The organism is Gelidibacter mesophilus DSM 14095 (assembly GCF_000423005.1).
Lineage (GTDB): Bacteria > Bacteroidota > Bacteroidia > Flavobacteriales > Flavobacteriaceae > Gelidibacter > Gelidibacter mesophilus.
In genome coordinates, this window is record NZ_AUHD01000009.1 from 20,410 (window position 1) to 41,640 (window position 21,231).

Below are 21,231 nucleotides of genomic sequence, written 5' to 3' on the forward strand. Positions count from 1 at the left end.
ACAGCTGATTACTAAAACAATGAATTATTAAGGCTTTTGCTTAAAAAAACGCGGTTAATCTTAAACCAGCAGAAATATAGTCTAATTTTTCTTTCTGTGTAATTGAATTAATATTTGAATCAGGATCTGAAACGTCATCAACGGCACTATAAGTAAACTTAGGTTTGGAATAATGATAATCTGAATACAGGGTAACACCTAGCTCTTCGTTCAACATATAAGTTAGGCCTAGTCCGCCATTGACCTTAAATGCTGTGGCTGGTTTGTACCTAAGAAATTCAAATTCGTCGTTTAGGATATTGCCATCGTTATCAATGTCTTCTACCTTAAAGGACAATTTTCCGGTGGCTCCTGATAGTACGCCTGCGCCCACTTTGGCATGCATTAAAAATTTTCCACCAAGTGCGTGTGTAAAATGCGGACCAATCGTAAAGTTTAAAGCCCCAATAGATTCGGTGACAATAGAGGAGGTGCTTGTACCAAAATCAGGATCAGTAATGGTACTATCAGATGTACTAATTGGAAAACTTACAAATGAAAAATCAGCACCAATACCCCAATTTTGACTGAAGTAATAGGCACCTTCCAATCCTGCTTCAAAACCATTTTTGGAATGAATGCCCAGCTCATAAGCTTCAACCAAGTTACGTGTGGCACCAGCATATCCAACCTTTAAAGAGAGGAAAGAAGGTCTTTCCAATGGATCTTCAAAATCATACTTGCCTGGTCTATCGCCATCGTTGCCATAAAATTTATCAACAAAAAAGTAGCCAAGTTGGGTAAATAAAATACCAATTCCTGCCCCAGCCAATACATCAGAGATCCAATGCCTATTATTTAAACCTCGTCCTATTCCAGTAAATGTACTCATCGAATAGCCTGCAATACTGTACATGGGGCTTAATTGGCCATATTCCTTATGCAAAAAGGTAGCATTCATAAAAGCATTGGAGGTATGCCCTGAAGGGAATGAATTATTGCTGGAACCGTCTGGTCGTTCCACTTTAGCGGTATATTTTATGGTGTTAACCAAAATTCCCATAATAACAGCACTTGCTGCATATGAAATGGTGGCTCTTCCCAAATTGTTTCGTCCTTTGACTCCTGCAAGATTGAGCGCATAGACGCTTACCGCAGGCACATATTGCATGTAGTTATCATAACCATTTTTAAATGTGGGTATATAGCGATTTCTGATTTCCCTATGTTCTCTCTTTCTCCCCAAGTAGCGGCACTGGCGGTAAAAAACAGCGCAGGAACAAAACCAATTCTGAACACATCACTTTTAAAAAATGATTTCTTTTGTGGTGCAATAAACAGACTGTCTTGTGCCAAAATGGGAAAATCAATCCTAAAATTAGATGGAGTTGACAACGTGTCAAATTCATTATAAAACACTTCATTATCGATGAAATAGTTGTCTTTTGATGAAAAATGAAATTCTTCAGTCATTAAAGCCGGATCAATAATAAACGGTGATTGTCCCTGGGAATCAATTGCACTCAAGATTAATAATAGTAATAGGAAGCTTGTAATGTTTAATTTGTAAAACTTTACCATAATATTTTGAAATAAGAATATTCAATCGAAAAGACGAAGTCATCATTTAATTAAGCGTAATCAAAAATAGAAACCCGAATTACTTGGTATAAAGTGGTGTCCTTTTAGCCAAATAAGTCAAGGTTATTTTGTACGCATCCTCAGTTTCCCAAAAAGATTCATGATCTTTTGTGAAAATAGTGTCCCCCTTATCGTTAAAGATATTCATGGTGATGGTAGTAGTATAGTTTTGGGTAGTGGAACTATAGCTTCCTGATTTAACGTTAGTGCCAGAATCGTCGAATAATTTTCCTACAAAGGTTTTTGCCGGTTTTTTATTGTTTGTCTGTATATTCGTATTTGACGAGGAATAACTGGACTGACTTGTTGCTTCAACAGCCACTAATCCTTGAATGACATATTCTACACCTAAGATATCGCATAGTTCGCCCATGGAATAATTTTGTTCATCATTGGCACCTATTCCGGCTTTAGACAGCAGCCTATTGGTGGTCATAACATCTTGAAAGGTCAACATGCCCTTGTGAGAATTAAAAACAGTAAAGGTTTCTTGTTGAATTTTTTTTGACATGGCAATTGAACCATCATCCTGATTTTTAATGAATGCAAATGGCAGGATGGCCACTTTATTGTGATGGTCTTTTAGATTACTAGATTGGTTGTAAAACTCAACCCTGCCAGAAGCAAAGGTGATTTTAGAGATTTTGTTCTTAGGCACTGTGTAATCAATGGTTTCGTTTTGATAAGTGAACTTTATATCCGCTTCCTCAATAGCATTTACTTTACCAATCATTTCAGTGCCATCTATTTTTAGAATAATGTCATTTTGCGCTTGAAGGAATGCGCTTGAGAATATAAAAAGGAAAATTAGCGCTGATGCGTGTAGAGTTTTTTTCATCGTTTTTTAAATAATTTATAAATGTAAGAAAATATAACAGAGAAAGAGCCCAAATGTAGAGTATTACTAGTTATTGAGTAGTTAGTTTTTTAACGTGCTAACCGCGTAATGATTCTGAAGGATCGTCACTTACAAAGAGGCCCACTATTAACTGTAAAGCCATATGAAAATTACCTAGTGGTATAACCACCATTTGCAAAGATAGTCTGCCCAGTAATCCACCATCCATCAGTCACTAAAAATTCTATGAGTGGCACGATGTCCTCAATTTTTGTGAGACCCCCCAGTGCCGACGCTGATTTGTGATAGACCACCGCCTCCTGGGATTCCTGACCGTAGAAAAAAGGTGTGTCCATAGGTCCTGGAGCTACATTGGTAACTGATATTTGACGGCTGCCAAATTCTTTTGAAGCCATTCTTGTAAAATGCTCTACAGGTGCCTTTCCACCAGCGTATGTAGAATAGAGGCCAGTATAAGCAGCCAATAAAGAGGTGGCAATTGTACAGATTTTGCCATTATCATTTAGCTTTTTTCCAGCTTCCTGAATAAAGAAATAGGCTATTTTTGAATTGATGGCAAACATTTGGTCATAGTCCTCTTCGCTAGTTTCCAAAAATGGTTTTTTGAGCACCATTCCTGCGGTGTTGATAGCAACATCAATACCTCCAAACTGTGCTATGGTTTCGTCAAAGAAGTTTGAAATATTTTCAACTTTGGTCAAATCTGCCTGAAAAAGAAAACCTTGTCCACCAGCTTTTTTTACTAGAGCCAATGTTTTCTCGCTTTGAGCTTTAGACTCTTCACTGTTATAATGAATGGCTATTTTCGCCCCTTTTGATGCAAAGGTACTGCTCAATAAACCACCCAAGTTTTTTCCTCCACCTGCAATGAGTACGACTTTGTTTTTTAAATCCATTTTAGCCATAGTATAGTGTTTTAGTAATAATTCACTCAAAACTAGAACTCATAGACTGAATAGTCATTCAGTTTTTGTTAAAAAAAACACAAAATTATTTTTTGATGGCATCCCAAGCCATTTGTAGAAGTACTGTTTTATAGGTCTCATCAATTTTAATATGAAGTTCGTTGGCAGCTTTGATCCAATAAGCTATGGCACTGAACACAAAAAATGTCATATGTTCTGCTTTAATATCCTTAAAAAGGTTTTCTTCAAGACCTTTTCTGTAATGATCATCAAAATGATAAAACTGGGACATCGCTTTTTTTTGCGTCGTAGTTTTTATAATGGGAGAGAAGGCATATTGACTTATAAAGTTGAATTTTAACGTATTGTCAAGGAAATAATCGATCATCCGCCCGTAATAGTTCATAAAGGTGGCTCTAACATCCGGATTATGACCATTGTTGACAAAAACCAATTGGGCCTCTTCTTCTTTTATGCTTACATAAATTGCGTTGATAATATCTTCTTTGTCTTTAAAATATTTGTAGACCGTACCCATTCCCACTTCTGCTTTATCGGCAATTTTTGACATGGGTGTACGTTCAAGACCACGTTCTATGATGAGTTGCAGGGCAGCATTTAATATTTTTTCTGTTTTTGTCATTTCAATCCATTGAGGTCACAAAAATACAATATTCAAAAAAAACGATAAATTATTGAGGGATCTCATCGCTATCAATATCTAGACGTTGATCTATTTAATTCTTTGGTATTACATTTTACCGATAATTATAAAACGGAGTGCTCACTATCATCTTTAGTAATAGTCATTTTTATAAGACATCTGAGTAAACCAGAAGCAGTTTGTTTAGAATCTTAAAATCATCTATTTTCAAATCTTATTTTGTGATTTTGCTTTGAATAATTAAGAGGCATATTAAATGGATTTCATGATTTAAGTCATGAGAATTAACAAATCAAGTGATGATATTTGGGAAATGTTTTTTCGATGAAATCAAAATAGGTTATGGATGGATCTCCTTTTGCTTTACGGAACGAAAACGCTATTTTTGTTAACTATCGCGGAATTTTTGATCATCGGCCTTCATACGGTAGCGGAGATCTCATTTGGAGCAACGATAGCACTGATCATTAATAATACAACCCTTGAATTTAAACCATTTATGGATTAAAATATAATTAGAAAAGAATATGTCAAAAAAATCAACCAATAAAGGCATCTATATTGCCACAACTGAACCTAACATTGGGAAATCTATAATCTCATTAGGATTGATGCAATCGCTTTTGGGAAAGGCCGCGAAAGTGGGTTATTTCCGGCCTATTATTGACAATTTTGAACCAGGTAAAATAGATAACCATATTAATACGGTGTCTAAGTACTTCAATTTGGATATAAAATTTGAAGATGCCTATGCTTTTACGAGAAGCGAGGTGATCAAGAAAAAGAATAAAAACAAAGACGACGAAATTATAGGCCGGATTATTGAAAAATATAAGAGTCTCGAAAATCGTTTTGATTTCGTTTTGGTGGAAGGGACCAGTTTTATTGGGGAAGGCTCCATTATGGAATTTGATATGAATGTTTTGATTGCCAAAAACTTGGGCGTTCCAGCAATCATAATAGGTGGTGGTGTGGGCAAAACCCTAGATCAACTCGTTGGGAATCTACAAATGGCCTACGATTCTTTTAAAGATAAGGGGGTTGAGGTATTGTCTGTAATTGCCAATAAAATAGAGCCGCAAAACCTGACGCTGGTGACTACGGAATTAAAAAAGTATTTTCCGAAAGACGTTATCGTCAATGCCATTCCATTAAACCATAGCCTCGCAAATCCGTCCATCAAAGAAATTGTGGACACCCTGGACGCCAAAGTACTTTTTGGAAAAGAATTCATTAATAATCAAGCGGGAAATTTTAGTGTGGGTGCTATGCAACTGCGCAACTATCTTATTCACCTAAAACAAAATGCCTTGGTGATCACCCCAGGAGACCGTGCTGATATCATTTTGGGAGCCTTACAAGCAAACATTTCTGATAATTACCCTTCTATATCTGGGATTGTCCTTACTGGTGGACTCATGCCGGAAGAACCTATCCTCAAATTGATTGAAGGACTTTCAGACGTGGTTCCGATTATTTTGGTGGAGGGCGGAACGTTCTCCGTAACCAATCGTTTGGGTAGCATTCAATCTCAGATCTATGCTGAAAACACAGATAAGATAACGACTTCCATTAAGGAGTTTGAAAAATATGTAAATGTAGAAGCGCTTGTAGAGCGTCTGATTACCTTTGAAACTAACGGGTTGACGCCTAGAATGTTTCAGTATAACTTGTTTCAAAAGGCAAAATCGAGCAAGAAACATATTGTTTTGCCTGAAGGACTTGATGAGCGTATTTTAAGAGCTGCTAAACGGCTTGTTGACCTTGATGTAGTAGCCATTACCTTGCTCGGTGATAAAAAACAGATTGATGAGAAAGTTACCATCCTTGAAATTGGCCTGGATTTGGAAAAAGTAAACATCATAAATCCTATTGATTCTGATCAATTTGAAGCGTATTCAGAAACACTTTTTGAACTTCGGAAACATAAGAACGTCAATTTGGCCATGGCTAAGGATTTAATGGAAGATGTATCCTATTTTGGAACCATGATGGTCTATAAGGGCGATGCCGATGGCATGGTTTCTGGGGCGGCACATACCACGCAGCACACTATTCTTCCAGCACTTCAATTTATTAAAACTAAACCGGAAGCACCAATTGTTTCTTCCGTATTTTTTATGTGTTTGGATGATCGGGTTTCTGTTTATGGCGATTGTGCCATTAATCCGAACCCAACCGCAATCCAATTGGCAGACATTGCCATTTCTTCTGCAGGTACCAGTATGATTTTTGGGATTGATCCAAAAATTGCCATGTTGTCTTATTCTTCAGGGACTTCTGGCGTGGGAGAGGATGTGGAACGAGTAAGAGAGGCCACAAGATTAGTTAAGGAAAAAAGACCAGATCTTAAAGTAGAAGGTCCTATTCAATATGACGCGGCGGTAGATATCCAAGTGGGGAAACTGAAGCTTCCAAACTCTGAAGTGGCAGGACAGGCCAACGTTTTCATTTTCCCTGATCTGAATACTGGAAACAATACTTATAAGGCAGTGCAAAGAGAAACCAAAGCATTGGCCATTGGACCTATTATCCAAGGTCTAAATAAGCCGGTTAATGACTTAAGCCGGGGTTGTACCATAGACGATATCTATAATACCGTTATTGTGACGGCAATTCAAGCCCAAGGCATTTAAGGTTTTTTCAATGAGAGACCGTGATGCTGATGCTATTAACAATTAAGACTGAAAAATATAAATATTTAAGCTTGTGCTAATCGCGTCTATATTTATTTGCTCAACAAAGACTGAAAAAAAACAACAATATGAAGATATTAATCATCAATTCCGGAAGTTCATCCATAAAATTCCAATTAATGGAAATGCCTTCCGAAACATTGATTTGCAATGGATTAGTGGAACGCATCGGTTATAAAAATGCGACTATCAGTTATAAAGCCAATGGCGACAATCTGCATCAAACACACACTATTGAAACGCACAGGCAAGGTTTGGAGCGCGTTGTAGAACTGTTGCTTGATCCTGAAAAAGGCGTCATTACCCACACCAATGACATTAAAGTAGTTGGTCACCGTGTGGTTCACGGAGGCAATTCGTTTTCAGATACCACATTAATCACTGCGGAAGTTAAGGAGAAAATCCAAGAATACGCCGCTTTGGCTCCCTTGCATAACCCAGGGAACCTTGAAGGCATTCTTGTAGCAGAAGAAATATTTCCTGCCGCCAAACAAGTCGTCGTTTTTGATACTACTTTTCATCAAACCATTCCCGCAAAAGCTAAAAGATATGCTATCCCAACGAGTTTGTATGAAGTGCACGGCATTCAGGTCTATGGTTTTCACGGCACAAGTCACCAGTTTGTTTCAGAAAAGGCGATTGCATATTTAGGGTTAAAATCCTCAAAAATCATCACCATTCATTTAGGAAATGGGTGCAGTATGACTGCGGTTTTAGACGGTAAAAGTATAGATCATAGTCTAGGGTTTACACCGTCTAATGGATTGATCATGGGGTCAAGAAGTGGGGATATTGATCACGCAATTATTTTTCATTTGGTCAATCATTTGAATTATAGTTTAGATGAGGTAAAAACTCTGCTTACCAATCAAAGTGGGATGTTGGGGCTTACTGGGCACATGGATTTAAGAGATATTCAAGCCGAGGCTGAAAATAAAAATAAAGAATGTCAATTGGCGTTAAGCATGAATGCTTATCGTATTAAGAAATATATAGGCGCTTATACGGCAGCAATGAATGGCTTGGACGCCATTGTTTTTACGGCAGGGATTGGAGAAAATTCAAGTGTGATCAGACAATTGGCTTGCGAAGATTTAGAGGTTTTGGGAATCATTCTGGACAGTTCTAAAAACGATAAAAGATCTGCAGAACTAAGAGAAATTAATACCGCTGAATCTAAAGTAAAAATATTGGTGATTCCTACTAATGAGGAACTGGAGATTGCGAAGCAAGCTTTTGAATTGGTGGAATAAGATGGGTTTGTCAACTTTAAATTGCCTTCTATTGCAAACAAATCGCTTGTGGGATAAATAAATATTAAATTAAGGATAAAGCACTATTTTTATTCCAGTAATTCATATTTTACCTTTTTTTAGTAATCTGAGTAAACGCTATGGCCAGCACAACAAAAGTTTTTGTATTGAAATATGCAGTGCCCTGTCTTGCGGTAATCGTTATTGCGATTCAGGTGTTTTTTATGAATACAAGAAATCTTAGTAAATGGAAAGGCGGTGGGTATGGCATGTACACTGAACTCCATTATGCCAGTAATCAAATTTATATCCCAGGTTTGTCTGTTGATTCTTTATTAAAAAACAATCGGGAAATGAAGGATGTGCTTGGTTATTTAATTTTGATGCCAAATAGACATAACCTCAACAAAGCCGGAGCGCTTATCTTAAAAACAACCCATAAGGATAGCCTCCATATACAAGTTTGGAAGCCAAGCATCAATTCTAGAAACAGGCTATATACAAGAGTTTTGATTGATGAAATTCATTTGAAAAAAACAGACTTTTGAATTATTGGGCAGACATAAAGATGAGATTGAAAGATCCGCTTCTACTAGGAGGCCAATTGCTAATATTGATTTCAGCTGCCTATATATTTATTATGGCAGAGCAAAACCGCAGATGGAAAGTTCCTATACTTTTTATTATACTCATCAGTTGGTTTTTATTTCGGAATAGGAGGAACCAGCCCGTGATTTGGATTGGCCTTACCGTATTTCTTTTAGTGGATCTCTATCTCGACTATTTTTGGTTGGCCAACCATCATTTCATGCTGCTTTTCATGGTACTTTCAGTATTGATTTATAGCTATCATAAACGCGATGCTATTCTTCTAAAAAACGTTCAGATGCTACTGGTGATCGTAGTGATGACCTCAGTCATTCAAAAAGTAGTGTCACGCCAGTTTATGAGTGGCGATTTTTATTATTATATGCTCAATAGAGGTGCTGTCTTTAAACATTTCATTAGTTTCTTTCCTGAAAGTGTAGCGCTCGCCAAGAGTAATTCAGAAAGAATTTTTGAATTGCATGCCACTGACCCTAATAATGCTAAGCGTATAGAATTAAACAACATCTTCCCAAACCTTGGTCAGTTCAGCCTTATTTTTGCGTATGTCTCTGTTGTAATAGAATTTGTGGTTGCTATTGCTATATTGGTGAAGCCCAGAGGCTTTTGGACGCATTTATTTTTACTAGTGATGATTCTTGGAATTCTCTGTACGCGTTTCGAAACAGGTTTTATGGCGTTGCTTGCAATCTGTGGAGTGTTTTTAAGTAATAATATCTATTTAAGATTATTATATGTTTTGATTTTTATGGGATGTCTGGTTTTGGTGATCACGAAACTTGGGTTCCATTAGGTTATTGAGTAAAATTTGAACCTCGTTACTTTTTAGTATGTTTGAGGCCATGTGCCTTAAATAAGTCTCATTTAAAGAAAGCGTAGTAATTACAATCTTACAACTAATACATCTATCCTAATTTCTTAGTTCAATGAATCTCAAAGAGCAGTACATTAACATGTATAACAAGTCGGTACGTAAAATCTCCTCTGATAATTACGAAATGGATCCTATGATTCATTCTGAAACTGATGACCGTTTTGGTCTATCGCTTATCATAAGACCTCCGATTGCCGTTAAAACTAAAATTCAGGAATTTCTGAATGAACTTAAAAGCATTGAACCTCATCAATATTATTACCCAAATTCAGACATCCATATTACTGTGATTTCCATAATCTCATGTTATAGCGGATTGAAATTATCAACTCTAAATGTTCCCAAATACGTTAAGACAGTAAAGAGAAGTCTCAAAAATAAGCAAGGTTTAACCATCAATTTTAAAGGTGTTACAGCATCGCCATCCTGCCTTATGATTCAAGGATTTATAGAGAACGGTAGCTTAAATGGAATTAGGGAGAGCGTGAGGGAATCCGTTAAAAACTCAAATTTAGAGCAAAGTATGGATGAGCGCTATGTGATTCAGACTGCGCATGCTACCGTATTTCGATTTGGTGAGACTTTAAAGAAAAAGTCGGAGTTCTTGAAATTGGTAGAAAAGTACAGAAATCATGACTTTGGGACCTTCCAGGTATATAAACTTGAACTTACTTACAATGATTGGTATCACAGGAAAAAGTTGGTAACAAAGCTTCACGAATTTAAAATGGCAAACAGTGTGCTAAAGGCTTAAAGAGAATAAAACAATATGATTTCAGTATCTATTTCAAAATTTCAGTAGTATTATTAAAACAAATTATAATCCTTAAGTGATTAGTAATTAGGTGATTTGATTTGTCATTTTTTTGGAGGATAAAAACATGGTGTTAAAACGATTATTTTTTCACTTTTTATTTATGATGTTTTAATAGAAATTGTATATTTGCCGACCGTAAGACGAATAAAACTTGTTTTAATTATTCTTACCATTTTCAGAACATCAGTTCTTGAATGGGCTCGTAGCTCAGCTGGATAGAGCACCTCCCTTCTAAGGAGGCGGTCACAGGTTCGAATCCTGTCGGGCTCACGCCTTTGAAACCCCACTAACAGTGGGGTTTTTGCATTTTATAGCGTTTTCTGATAGCTTGTTTTTTATTGGTTATTGTGTTAATTTATGGTAAATCTGTAGAAAAAAGTAACGTAAAAAGAACGTAAACTAATTATAACTTCGAATGAAGGCTTCTATTAAATTAGTTATTACAGAAAAGAGAACCGCTGATGGTCATCCAATATACATTTTTTTGAGATATGTCCTGAACTAAAATTTTCAACCATTTTTTCACTATTGTTTAATTTTACAAGAGGAAAATTTCTTTTTTTCGTTCTTCTCTTTTAGAACTGTCAACCTCTTGCATTAAGAAAAGCTATGGTGTGGTTGGCAAAAAGTATATGGAGATCTCTATTACTAACAGATACTTGTTAGATTGAGCTTGAGATTACAATCTTTCAAAATAATAAAAATTATGGACCAAAGTATCTGGACACAATTCAAAGAGGCCTTAATACAATTTTTAATTGATTTTGGTCCGAATGCAATCTATGGGCTCTTGACCATGGTTATCGGTCTGTTTGCTATCAAATTTATCATGCGCATGCTTCGTGTTTTTCTAAGAAAATCACAAATTGAACTTACGCTACAGACCTTTATCCAAAGTCTGGGTGTTTTTGCGCTTTATGCACTGTTGATCTTTCTTGTAGGCCGTATTTTAGGTATTGAGGCTTCTTCGTTTTTGGCTATGTTTGGAGCTGCTGCGTTGGCTATAGGCTTTGCTTTGCAAGGTAGTTTGGCTAATTTTGCTGGTGGGGTACTTATTCTCGCGTTCAAACCTTTTAAGATTAATGATCTCGTGCATATCAATCAGCATCTCGGTTATGTAAATCAAATAGATATTTTATATACCCGTATCAAAACCTTTGACGGGCGCATCATTACTTTACCAAACGGACAGGTTGCAAATAACGACATGGATAACCGTTCACTTGAACCTTACCGTCGCGTTGAAATAGATCTTAACTTCTCTTTTGAAGAGAATTTTGATGTGCTGCGCGAAATTATTACAAATGCTTTAGAGGTGCACCAAGGTCTTGCTAAAAGTGAACCAATAGAAGTTTGGTTGATTGGAATGGGCGATTATTCCATGAAAGTGTCAGCGAGATGTTGGGCAAATTCTGAGGATTATTGGGCTGTTTATTTTGATCAAATGGAAGCCGTTAAAAAAGCACTTGATAAAAATAATATTCATCTTGCAATACCAAAACGTACTATTTATCAAGGAGATGTAGCACATAAAGTAGAGGCCTATTAATGGTATAAGGGATTTTATTGTTTATATTTTATTGTCTCAATAGGCAATTTTACCTGAAACGATAGCTGTCAATCGTGTAGTTGCATTGAAAAGTCCGTGTTCTTTATGAGATAAGCCCAGTATTGATTCTTGCTCGAAGAACAATCAATTTTAAATGGAGAGTAACATAGGTTACATACAATGACTCATTGTTGGCCTATCTTTGGTCTTTGACTTTTGTCACCACTTTAGAATACATAATCTAAATTTAGAAGAAATTATGAGAAACCAGTTTTTAATGATCCTTTTTATAATTGTAGGATCCGTTTTTTATACACCGTCAACTGCACAATCCCTGAGTGTTTCAGATATTGAAAATTCTATCAAAAACGATGGAAATTATGCCATTCTCGTTCCAAATGCCCGTTATTTTCAGGCTGCGGTGATGACCGGTAATACCCTTAAAACTAAGTATCCTAAAATTAATTTTGAAGTTGTAATCATTAGTGCGACAGCGAAAGATTTAGCTACCGACGAAAGTTTGTTGTCTTTTATTGAAACTAGCGAAAAAGCGGGCATCCGAATCGTTGTTTGTGAGTCTGCGATGAATCATTTCAAAGTGAAAAAATCAGATTATCATAAGTCTATTCAAACAACACCAGACGGTTTTGTTTATTTATTGGGCCTACAAGAGAGCGGATATAAGACTATCACATTGTAACATTTAAAAACATTGGTTGGCCTTTTGTGTTGACTATTAGTCAATTATAAAAAAAATAGCTCGCTTAAAATTGCTGCTCTTGATTTTAGGCAGTTGAAATGATCTGTATGTGCCATATCATGATTGTGCGGTCGTCGCTGGCTGAAATTAAATAATCATTAGCGGTACTCCACATTAATTTATTGACAGAGAATTGGTGTCCATCGAAAGTTGCTCTATCAATAATTTCTATAAGTTCAAGTGTTTTTGAATCCCATATTTTAATGGATTTGTCGCGGCTTGCCGTCGCAAATAGAGTAGCCTCTGGGTTGTAGACAATATCATAAATGGCCCATTCATGAGCCTGAATTGAGGTTATGAGTTCGTAACTTCCCACGTCCCAAATATTTAAAAAACCATCTTTCCCTCCAGTTAAAAGGAGTTTTCCATCTGGACAGAACCGCGCAATATTTGAGGACAATTGATGCCCAGGAAAAACCATTTTCTTCAATAATGTGTTTAAGTCAAGAATATGAATGTTGCCTTTTCCACTAGTAATTGCTATTTCAGAAGTCTTATAATTAAAATCAAGATGACGTACTTTATCTTCAGACAGATGGATCAATTTAATTAAGGTTAAACTGTCCATGGAATAAACCGCCAAAATTCCGTCGCCACCAAGCGTATAGATGCTATTGGTTTGTATGGAATAGCTGATGTTAAAAACCTGAGCGCTATGGCTGTCTAGTGTTTTTATTTCTTGATTGTTTTCTAAATCCATAATATGAACAGTGCCGTCTGAGCCTCCTGTCAACAACCATTGTTTTTCTCTAATATGACAAATGGCATATAAAGGTGTTGCAAAACGACCGATTATTTTATCATATTGATACGTTTGTAAATTCCACTGAACAACAAGGCAATCGACACTTCCTGAAAAAATAAAATGATCTTGTGTTCCAGGAGCTAAAGCGTATATCGCTGCTTGGTGTCCGGTGAGATGTGCTATTTTATTTATTTCAATAGTCATGTAAAGTTCTGTTCTTATAATTCTTAAGATTACGAAACGGTAATAATGCTTCGCAGATCAATGACGCAAGATAAGCAACTAATTTACGCCATAGGAATAGAATTAGCATTGATGGTTAAATGGATTATCTTTCGTTATTTGATTTTCATTCTTGATGAAGCAATTTTACCAAAATTATTACTATGGTGACCTTGGAATTTTGGTTTCTATTTTTGAGTGCAATTCTGTTGTAAAAGAATTTTCGATAAATTCAATAATTGGCCTTTGAGAAGCAACATCAAACATGCTACAAAACAAAACCAGAGATTCTTTTCCCTCCAACTTGTTGAGTATGACTCACAAGAAAACCCTCAAAAGAGGGTTTTATATATAGTAAAAAAATATTTTTTATTATTCCGGATTGTCCATAGTAGCATCTCTTGCCAACGGCGCTTCATCTGGCGCGTCAGCCAAATACTTGTCAAGATTGAATAAGGATTCATCTGTGGCTTTTGGTCCGCCAGCAATCTTAAGTTTATCCAATAGGTCCATCACCATTTTTTCTTCTTCTATTTGTTCTTTTACAAACCACTGTGCGAAGTTATAAGTAGCCCAATCACGTTCTTCATGCGCCAAATTGACAATTTCATAAATGGCCGTCGTATTATCAACTTCATGTTTAAAGGTTTTCTCAAAACAGTCTTGTAAGTTTTTCGGATCTGCAGGTGGCGCCTTGATTGCTGTTATTTTAACCGTGCCGCCGCGCTCCATGATGTATTGCATCACCTTCATCATATGATCACGTTCTTCCGCAACATGTCTGAAAAAGAAACTGGCAATCCCACCATAACCTTCAGAGTCTGCCCAACATCCATAACTCAGAAATATCTGTGCTGCTTCAGCTTCCTTAGTAACTTGCTTATTTAAAATGTCTTCTATTTTTTTTGATAATCTGTTGGTGTTCATGATTTTTAAATTTTAATGATCTATAAAGGAAGACATTTTATGATAATGGGATTACCTCATTTGCAACAATTAAGTGTTGTATAGGATTTGCTGCAGAATTTCGTTTTTGGGATATATTTTTATTGGATAGCACTATGGATAGTTTTATTTGTTCATTAATTTTATTAATAAATTAAACAAAATTATTATGAGCACAGAAAATTTACATAACGACGACGCCAAAAAGAAGATTAAAGAGATGGCAGAAGACATCGATTTCACAATGATGGCGACAAATTTGAAGCAAGCACCTTTACATATGGTTCCGATGAGTACTAAAAAAGTGGATGCGCAAGGGAATATTTGGTTTTTGAGTAACAAAAACAGCACCCACAATCAGAATCTATTGAATGATGCCAATCTGCACCTCATTTATGCCGATAAAAGCGATATGCAATTCCTCAACGTTTACGGCATGGCAACCATTTCCACCGACAGACAAATGATTGAGGAACTTTATAGTTCCACCGATGATGCGTGGTTTGAAGGAAAGGACGATCCGAACATTACCGCTATTTCGGTGAAACCGACAGAAGCGTATTATTGGGATCCAAAAAATAATAAATTGGTTTCTTTGGTTAAAATGGGCGTTGGGGCTATTACTGGCAATCAACCAGACACCATGGACTTTGGTGAATTAAAACCATAACAGCTATAGCTCTGACATAAGTTTGAGTTTTTTATTTGAAATGATTTAGCCGCAAAGTTCGCCAACTGAAAACACATAATGTAAGTTCATTTCAGGAATTAAATTATGCTAAGCCAGTTCCAGCAAGTGCAATGACTACTCATTAGTGCTCTATGTGAGAACTTTGGCTCCTTGAGGTTAGTTAAATATTTTAGTTCATATACAAATACACGCATTTGAAACTCGTTAAATTCACAAAAAAAGGTATTTATTGTATCCCCGGGAAATTCTATCTCGATCCGTGGTTGCCAGTTGATTATGCCATCATTTCCCATGGCCATGCTGACCATGCGCGTAATGGAATGACTTATTATTTATGTCAAACTGATTCGAAGGCCATTTTGAAGCACCGTTTAGGTACAGATATCCGCGTAGAATCCTTAAATTATAATGAACCTAAGATGGTCAATGGAGTGCAGGTGAGTTTTCATCCTGCGGGACATGTGATAGGCTCTGCTCAAATACGTTTGGAATACAAAGGATTTGTGGTGGTTTTTACTGGCGATTATAAAGTAAAGAATGATCATTTAACCATTCCTTTTGAACCCGTCAAGTGTCACGAGTTCATTACAGAAAGCACGTTCGGTCTGCCAATCTATAATTGGTTGGCTGAAGAACAATTGCGCCAGCAAATGCACGATTGGGTTTTTAAGAACCAATCACACAATAGGACAAGTGTATTTTTAGGGTACTCATTGGGCAAAGCGCAGCGCATCATGAAATTGATGGAAGGTGTTGATAAAATGTATGTGCATTCGGCCATCCACAATTTGAACGCTGCCATTGAAAGCTCAGGAATAGCGCTTCCGCAGACGGAATTGCTTACCTACGATTTTAAGAACGATGAGCTTCAAAATAAAATAGTGATCCTCCCTCCAGGATTATTGGGCTCAAAATTATTGAAGAAAATTCCCAATGCGGCTACTGCAATTTGTTCGGGGTGGATGCAAATTAGAGGGAACAGACGTTGGCAAGCGGTTGATGCAGGATTTGCGGTAAGCGATCATGCGGATTGGAACGGTTTGTTGTCTGCCGTAAAAGCCAGCGAAGCAGAAAAAGTCTATGTAACCCACGGCAGTCAAGCGACTTTTTCAAAATATTTGAATGAAATTGGTATTCCATCGGCAGAAGTAAAAACAGAATACGGTTCTGAAGAAGATGATAAGGAAGTGGTAACTGAAAAAACGGCAGTCTCATGAAGCATTTTTCAGAACTTATCAGCGCCATTGAAATCACCAATAAAACCAATTCTAAAATTGATGCTTTGGTGGATTATATGAACGTTGCTCCAGAGAAGGACAAACTTTGGATCATTACCCTATTCACAGGAAAACGTCCTTCAAGACCTGTAAAAACAGCACTTATGCGCCAATGGTGCCTAGAAATTACAGGCTATCCCGAATGGTTGTTTTTAGAAAGTTATAGCAGTGTAGGCGATTTGGGAGAAACCATCGCATTAATGTTGCCAGATCCGACACATAAAATTGAAAAAACCTTAAGTGCATGGATGGAAGAATTGGTGGCGTTGCGACCTCAATCGGACGCCAATAAAAAAGCTTATGTTCTTAACGCTTGGTCGGGATTGGAAATGCAGGAACGTTTGATCTTCAATAAGCTTATTGGTGGAAGTTTTAGGATTGGCGTTTCCAAAAAAACCTTGGTCAACGCATTGGCAAAGTATTCTGGCATTGATGCCAACCAGCTCATGCACAGTATTATTGGCAATTGGAACATCAACACTATTAGTTTTGACGATTTAATTAAAGGTGAACACATCAATTATGACAATTCCAAGCCTTACCCATTTTGTTTGGCTTATGCTTTAGAAAAGGAGCTGCCTGAGTTAGGAGAGCCTCAAGATTGGCAAGTAGAATATAAGTGGGACGGCATTAGAGGTCAAATTGTTAAGCGCAATGGCGAAATATTTATCTGGTCGAGAGGTGAAGAACTGGTGACGAGTCAATTTCCGGAACTGGTAAGTGCCATGACCACCTTCAAGGACGATTTTGTTATTGACGGCGAAATATTAGCTCTTAAAGATAATGCCGTTTTGCTGTTTAATGACTTGCAAAAACGACTGAATAGGAAGACCATAAGCAAGAAAATGTTGGAAGAAATTCCGGTAGGATTTTATGTGTATGACATTTTAGAATGGAATGGAAAGGACATTCGTAGTAAGCCAATGGTGTACCGTCGTCAAATCTTGGAAAATTTAGTCACGTCGGATACTTTACCTCATTTTATTGTAATTTCCCAAGTTATTACTTTTAAAAATTGGCATGAATTGGATGCGATAAGAAATCAAGCACGTGAATTCAATAGTGAAGGTTTGATGCTTAAACAGAAAGACTCACCGTATCACACCGGTCGTAAAAAAGGCGATTGGTGGAAATGGAAAGTGGACCCACTCACCATTGATGCGGTCATGATCTATGCACAAAAGGGCAGTGGACGACGAAGTTCAAAATATACCGATTATACCTTTGCCGTTAAAAAGGACGAGGGATTGGTCACGGTTGCGAAAGCTTATTCTGGACTGACCGATGTAGAGATCACTGAAATTTCAAGATTTGTCAACAAAAATGCCATTGAAAAATTCGGACCAGTGCGTACCGTCAAACCTGAATTGGTTTTTGAAATTGCCTTTGAAGGCATTGCCTTTAGCAATCGTCATAAATCTGGAGTGGCCTTAAGATTTCCACGAATTTTAAGATGGCGTCGTGATAAAACTGTTGCTGATATTGACACTATAGAACAAGTTAAACTCTTAATCACCAATCCTACTTGAAAAACGTTCAGGACTCACAAGGTTATCAAATTATTGCCGATTGGATGCAGAAGAAGGGGCAGAAGCCATTCGCTTTTCAAGTGCAGACCTGGAACTACTATCATAACGGATATAGTGGGATGGTGGTAGCGCCAACGGGATTCGGGAAGACCTTTTCTGTATTCTTGGCGGTGGTCATTAACTATCTTAATCAGCCCGAAGCCTATAAAAAAGGCATAAAGTTGCTTTGGATAAGTCCGCTGCGCTCCTTGGCAAAAGATTTGGCAAAAGCCATGACCATCGCTGTGGAAGAAATTGGCTTGGATTGGGAAGTGGAAGTTAGAAACGGCGACACACCCCAGAAAGAACGCCGTCGCCAAGAACGGTTGATGCCAGATGTGTTGTTGACCACGCCCGAAACGCTTCACATTTTATTTTCACAAAAAAATAACTCCCGATTTTTTAAAAATTTGCATTGTGTGGCGGTAGATGAGTGGCATGAATTATTGGGCTCCAAGCGCGGCGTATTGACAGAATTAGCGATCTCCAGAGTATTATCCCTCACAGAATCGCTACAAATTTTTGGAATCACAGCCACCATTGGTAATTTGGACGAAGCTCAAGAGGTCTTGATTCCTTATAAAAAAATCAAAACTAAGCGCGTTATCGCCAAGGAGAAAAAGAAAATTGAAATCATTACCGTACTGCCCGACGAGATTGAAGTTTTGCCTTGGGCAGGACATATGGGTGTGAAGATGGCTTCTAAAATCATTCCGATCATCTACGAAAATAACACCACGCTTATTTTTACAAACACCAGAAATCAATCGGAAATTTGGTATCAGCAAATTTTAAAAATTGAACCCGATTTGGCGGGACAAATTGCCATTCATCATGGCTCCATTGACGCGCAATTGCGAAACTGGATTGAAGATGCCATTTCCGATGGACATCTCAAAGCAGTGGTATGTACGTCTTCTTTAGATTTGGGCGTAGATTTTAAACCAGTGGATTGCGTCATTCAAATTGGATCTCCAAAAGGTATAGCGCGGTTTATGCAACGGGCAGGTCGCAGTGGCCATTCACCTTATGAAACCTCCAAAATCTATTTTGTGCCCACACACTCGTTGGAATTGATAGAAGCCTCCGCATTAAAGCAAGCCGTAAGAGATAAACGTATTGAGGCACGAGAACCTATGGTGTTGACTTTTGATGTGCTCATCCAATACATGGTGTCTTTGGCAGTTGGTGAAGGCTTTAATGAGAACGAATTGTTTAAGGTCATTCAACAGGTACACGCCTTTCATTATATGACCGAAGAGGACTGGCATTGGGCACTCCAATTTATTACTGAAGGCGGAAATACCTTAAAATCTTATGAAGAATATCACAAGGTGATTATTGATGACGACGGACTCTATAAGGTGAAAAGTAAGCGGGTTGCCATGCTCCACCGTATGAATATTGGTGCCATCGTGAGTGATGCTATGTTAAAGGTAAAATTCTTTTCTGGCGGTTATATTGGGATGATTGAAGAATATTTCATTTCTAAGCTAAAACCGAATGATCATTTTATTCTGGCAGGACGGGTTTTGGAATTGGTCAGCATCAAAGACATGACCGTCTTAGTCAAAAGAAGTAAACGTAAATCTGCCATAACCCCAAGTTGGATGGGAGGGCGTTTGCCGTTGTCTTCTTATTTAAGTCATTATCTGCGTGAGAAACTATCGGAGTCCTTACATCCGAAAACAAGTGAAAAGGAATTAAAATTTTTACATCCTTTGATTTCCCAGCAGGAAAAAAACTCCCATATTCCAGGGAAGGACGAATTCTTAATTGAAATGATTGAAACCAAAGATGGGCATCATGTGTTTATGTATCCATTTGAAGGGCGACTGATTCACGAAGTTATGGCAGCGTTGATCGCTTACCGATTGAGCTTGATAAAACCGCTGACCTTTACCATTGCCATGAACGATTATGGTTTCGAATTATTGAGTGATCAGGCCATTCCGATAAATGAGGCCACAATTAAGGACATTTTATCCAAAGACAATCTCATGGAAGATGTCATCGGCAGCATCAATGCTTCAGAAATGGCCTCCAGGAAATTTAGAGATATCGCCGTGATCTCCGGGCTGGTTGTGCAGAGTCAACCAGGAACTAGAAAAAACAACAAAAGTCTACAATCGTCGTCAGGATTAATTTTTAGAGTATTGGAAGATTACGAACCTCAAAATCTGTTATTGCGCCAGGCCTATACCGAAGTGTTTAATGAACAATTGGAAGAAGTGCGCTTAAAAGAAGCTTTTGAACGTATTTCTAAAAGCAAACTTATCCTTAAATTTGCAAACTCTTTCACCCCATTGAGTTTCCCGATTAAAGTGGACAGTTTACGGCAATCCTTGACCAGCGAAGATTTGGATGCGCGAATAAAACGAATAAGGGATGAGGTGCTGAAGCAAACGCAACTATGAGTATAATTACCAAAGACATCACGGTTCAAAATGAAATTATAACGTTGACCAACCAACGTGCGCTTTTTTGGGAAAAAGAGAAGACTTTGGTGGTATCAGATTTACATATCGGCAAAACGGCACATTTTAGAAAGGCGGGTATTCCTATTCCATCTGCCATTTTGGACAATGACTTAAACAGATTGCAAACTTTGATTGAGCATTTTAAAGTGGATATCGTTTTAGTGGTAGGTGATCTTTTTCATGCCGAAAACAATACCGACATTGATCAGTTCCAAAAGTTTATTCAAGACCATCGCAGTGTCAGTTTTGAGCTTATTAAAGGTAATCACGACCGATTAAAGGATAGTTTTTACGAATCATTGGGAATTACTGTTTTTAAAACGCATAAAGATGTGGCTGTTTTTCGCTTTGTTCATGACGAACAGCATTGCAAAGAAGCTGTTTTTTGTGTTTCAGGACATACACATCCCGGGGTGACCATTAGGGGCAGAGGCAAAGTGTTTATTAAACTTCCGTGTTTCGAAGTGTCTGAACACCGCTTGATTCTTCCTGCTTTTAGTGAATTTACAGGCTTGAACACGAAACGAACGGTAGATTCCGCCGTATGTTACGGTTTTACTGAAAAATCTGTATTTGAGCTATGATTTATTTTTTTTGCGCTCATCTTGATTCTTATTTAGTAGTACATTTAAACTTTAAAAACTAAAGAGAATGAAAAATATATTGAGAGCCCTTGCTGCTGGATGGGGTGCAAAGAAAT

Annotated in this window: 19 protein-coding genes and 1 tRNA gene; 13 read left to right on the plus strand and 7 right to left on the minus strand. The window is 37.4% G+C overall.

The annotated features are described in order from the left end of the window. Positions 1 to 40: 40 nt before the first annotated feature. The 5 genes from G525_RS20815 to G525_RS0111575 all read right to left on the minus strand — a co-directional run bounded on the left by G525_RS20815 (position 41) and on the right by G525_RS0111575 (position 4,027). A complete protein-coding gene (locus G525_RS20815) occupies positions 41 to 1,150 on the minus strand; it encodes a phosphatase PAP2 family protein (protein WP_051209903.1) in 1,110 nt (369 codons plus the stop codon). Continuing rightward, positions 1,129 to 1,452, minus strand: a complete 324-nt coding sequence (locus G525_RS21760) for a hypothetical protein (protein WP_157491928.1) — start codon at positions 1,450 to 1,452, stop codon at positions 1,129 to 1,131. The genes G525_RS20815 and G525_RS21760 overlap by 22 nt, the downstream gene beginning before the upstream one ends. 187 nt (positions 1,453 to 1,639) lie before the next feature. Continuing rightward, positions 1,640 to 2,458: a hypothetical protein gene (locus tag G525_RS0111565; RefSeq protein WP_027126318.1), complete on the minus strand. Its 819-nt coding sequence runs from the start codon at positions 2,456 to 2,458 to the stop codon at positions 1,640 to 1,642. Between the two features lie 170 nt (positions 2,459 to 2,628). Further along, entirely contained in the window at positions 2,629 to 3,384 is a 756-nt protein-coding gene (locus G525_RS0111570) for an SDR family oxidoreductase (protein WP_027126319.1), read from the minus strand. An 85-nt stretch (positions 3,385 to 3,469) separates the two neighbouring features. Continuing rightward, on the minus strand, positions 3,470 to 4,027 hold the full coding sequence (locus tag G525_RS0111575) for a TetR/AcrR family transcriptional regulator (protein ID WP_027126320.1): 558 nt from the start codon (positions 4,025 to 4,027) through the stop codon (positions 3,470 to 3,472). A gap of 548 nt (positions 4,028 to 4,575) precedes the next feature. Between G525_RS0111575 and pta the strand changes: the two genes are divergently transcribed. From pta to G525_RS0111620, 8 genes are all read left to right on the plus strand, one after another. Continuing rightward, positions 4,576 to 6,684, plus strand: coding sequence for a phosphate acetyltransferase (gene pta / locus G525_RS0111585; RefSeq protein WP_027126321.1), 2,109 nt, complete (start codon positions 4,576 to 4,578; stop codon positions 6,682 to 6,684). 128 nt (positions 6,685 to 6,812) lie between these two features. Next, entirely contained in the window at positions 6,813 to 7,997 is a 1,185-nt protein-coding gene (locus tag G525_RS0111590; RefSeq protein WP_027126322.1) for an acetate/propionate family kinase, read from the plus strand. Positions 7,998 to 8,137: 140 nt separating this feature from the next. Next, positions 8,138 to 8,545, plus strand: a complete 408-nt coding sequence (locus tag G525_RS0111595; RefSeq protein WP_027126323.1) for a hypothetical protein — start codon at positions 8,138 to 8,140, stop codon at positions 8,543 to 8,545. A 20-nt stretch (positions 8,546 to 8,565) separates the two neighbouring features. Further along, complete coding sequence (locus G525_RS0111600; RefSeq protein ID WP_027126324.1) at positions 8,566 to 9,396, plus strand: hypothetical protein; 831 nt, start codon at positions 8,566 to 8,568, stop codon at positions 9,394 to 9,396. A 133-nt stretch (positions 9,397 to 9,529) separates the two neighbouring features. Next, positions 9,530 to 10,231: a 2'-5' RNA ligase family protein gene (locus G525_RS0111605; RefSeq protein ID WP_027126325.1), complete on the plus strand. Its 702-nt coding sequence runs from the start codon at positions 9,530 to 9,532 to the stop codon at positions 10,229 to 10,231. A 259-nt stretch (positions 10,232 to 10,490) separates the two neighbouring features. Beyond that, a tRNA-Arg gene (locus G525_RS0111610) sits at positions 10,491 to 10,564 on the plus strand. A gap of 436 nt (positions 10,565 to 11,000) precedes the next feature. After that, on the plus strand, positions 11,001 to 11,843 hold the full coding sequence (locus G525_RS0111615; protein WP_027126326.1) for a mechanosensitive ion channel family protein: 843 nt from the start codon (positions 11,001 to 11,003) through the stop codon (positions 11,841 to 11,843). A gap of 259 nt (positions 11,844 to 12,102) precedes the next feature. Next, positions 12,103 to 12,543, plus strand: a complete 441-nt coding sequence (locus G525_RS0111620) for a DsrE family protein (RefSeq protein WP_157491929.1) — start codon at positions 12,103 to 12,105, stop codon at positions 12,541 to 12,543. Between the two features lie 85 nt (positions 12,544 to 12,628). Here G525_RS0111620 and G525_RS0111625 read toward each other — a convergent pair whose 3' ends face one another. Both G525_RS0111625 and G525_RS0111640 read right to left on the minus strand, forming a co-directional pair. Next, positions 12,629 to 13,552: a WD40 repeat domain-containing protein gene (locus G525_RS0111625; RefSeq protein WP_027126328.1), complete on the minus strand. Its 924-nt coding sequence runs from the start codon at positions 13,550 to 13,552 to the stop codon at positions 12,629 to 12,631. A 390-nt stretch (positions 13,553 to 13,942) separates the two neighbouring features. Further along, positions 13,943 to 14,497, minus strand: a complete 555-nt coding sequence (locus G525_RS0111640) for a ferritin (protein ID WP_027126329.1) — start codon at positions 14,495 to 14,497, stop codon at positions 13,943 to 13,945. Between the two features lie 187 nt (positions 14,498 to 14,684). Here G525_RS0111640 and G525_RS0111645 point away from each other — a divergent pair, with 187 nt between their 5' ends. The 5 genes from G525_RS0111645 to pdeM all read left to right on the plus strand — a co-directional run bounded on the left by G525_RS0111645 (position 14,685) and on the right by pdeM (position 21,115). Next, the gene (locus G525_RS0111645) at positions 14,685 to 15,185 is read left to right on the plus strand and encodes a pyridoxamine 5'-phosphate oxidase family protein (protein ID WP_027126330.1); all 501 of its coding nucleotides are present in this window, start codon (positions 14,685 to 14,687) and stop codon (positions 15,183 to 15,185) included. Between the two features lie 215 nt (positions 15,186 to 15,400). Continuing rightward, complete coding sequence (locus G525_RS0111650; RefSeq protein WP_027126331.1) at positions 15,401 to 16,423, plus strand: ligase-associated DNA damage response exonuclease; 1,023 nt, start codon at positions 15,401 to 15,403, stop codon at positions 16,421 to 16,423. Next, a complete protein-coding gene (locus G525_RS0111655; RefSeq protein ID WP_027126332.1) occupies positions 16,420 to 18,012 on the plus strand; it encodes an ATP-dependent DNA ligase in 1,593 nt (530 codons plus the stop codon). The genes G525_RS0111650 and G525_RS0111655 overlap by 4 nt, the downstream gene beginning before the upstream one ends. Next, a complete protein-coding gene (locus G525_RS0111660; protein ID WP_027126333.1) occupies positions 18,009 to 20,468 on the plus strand; it encodes a ligase-associated DNA damage response DEXH box helicase in 2,460 nt (819 codons plus the stop codon). The genes G525_RS0111655 and G525_RS0111660 overlap by 4 nt, the downstream gene beginning before the upstream one ends. Further along, entirely contained in the window at positions 20,465 to 21,115 is a 651-nt protein-coding gene (gene pdeM, locus G525_RS0111665) for a ligase-associated DNA damage response endonuclease PdeM (RefSeq protein WP_027126334.1), read from the plus strand. Before G525_RS0111660 ends, pdeM begins: the two co-directional genes overlap by 4 nt. The last annotated feature ends 116 nt before the right edge of the window (positions 21,116 to 21,231 follow it).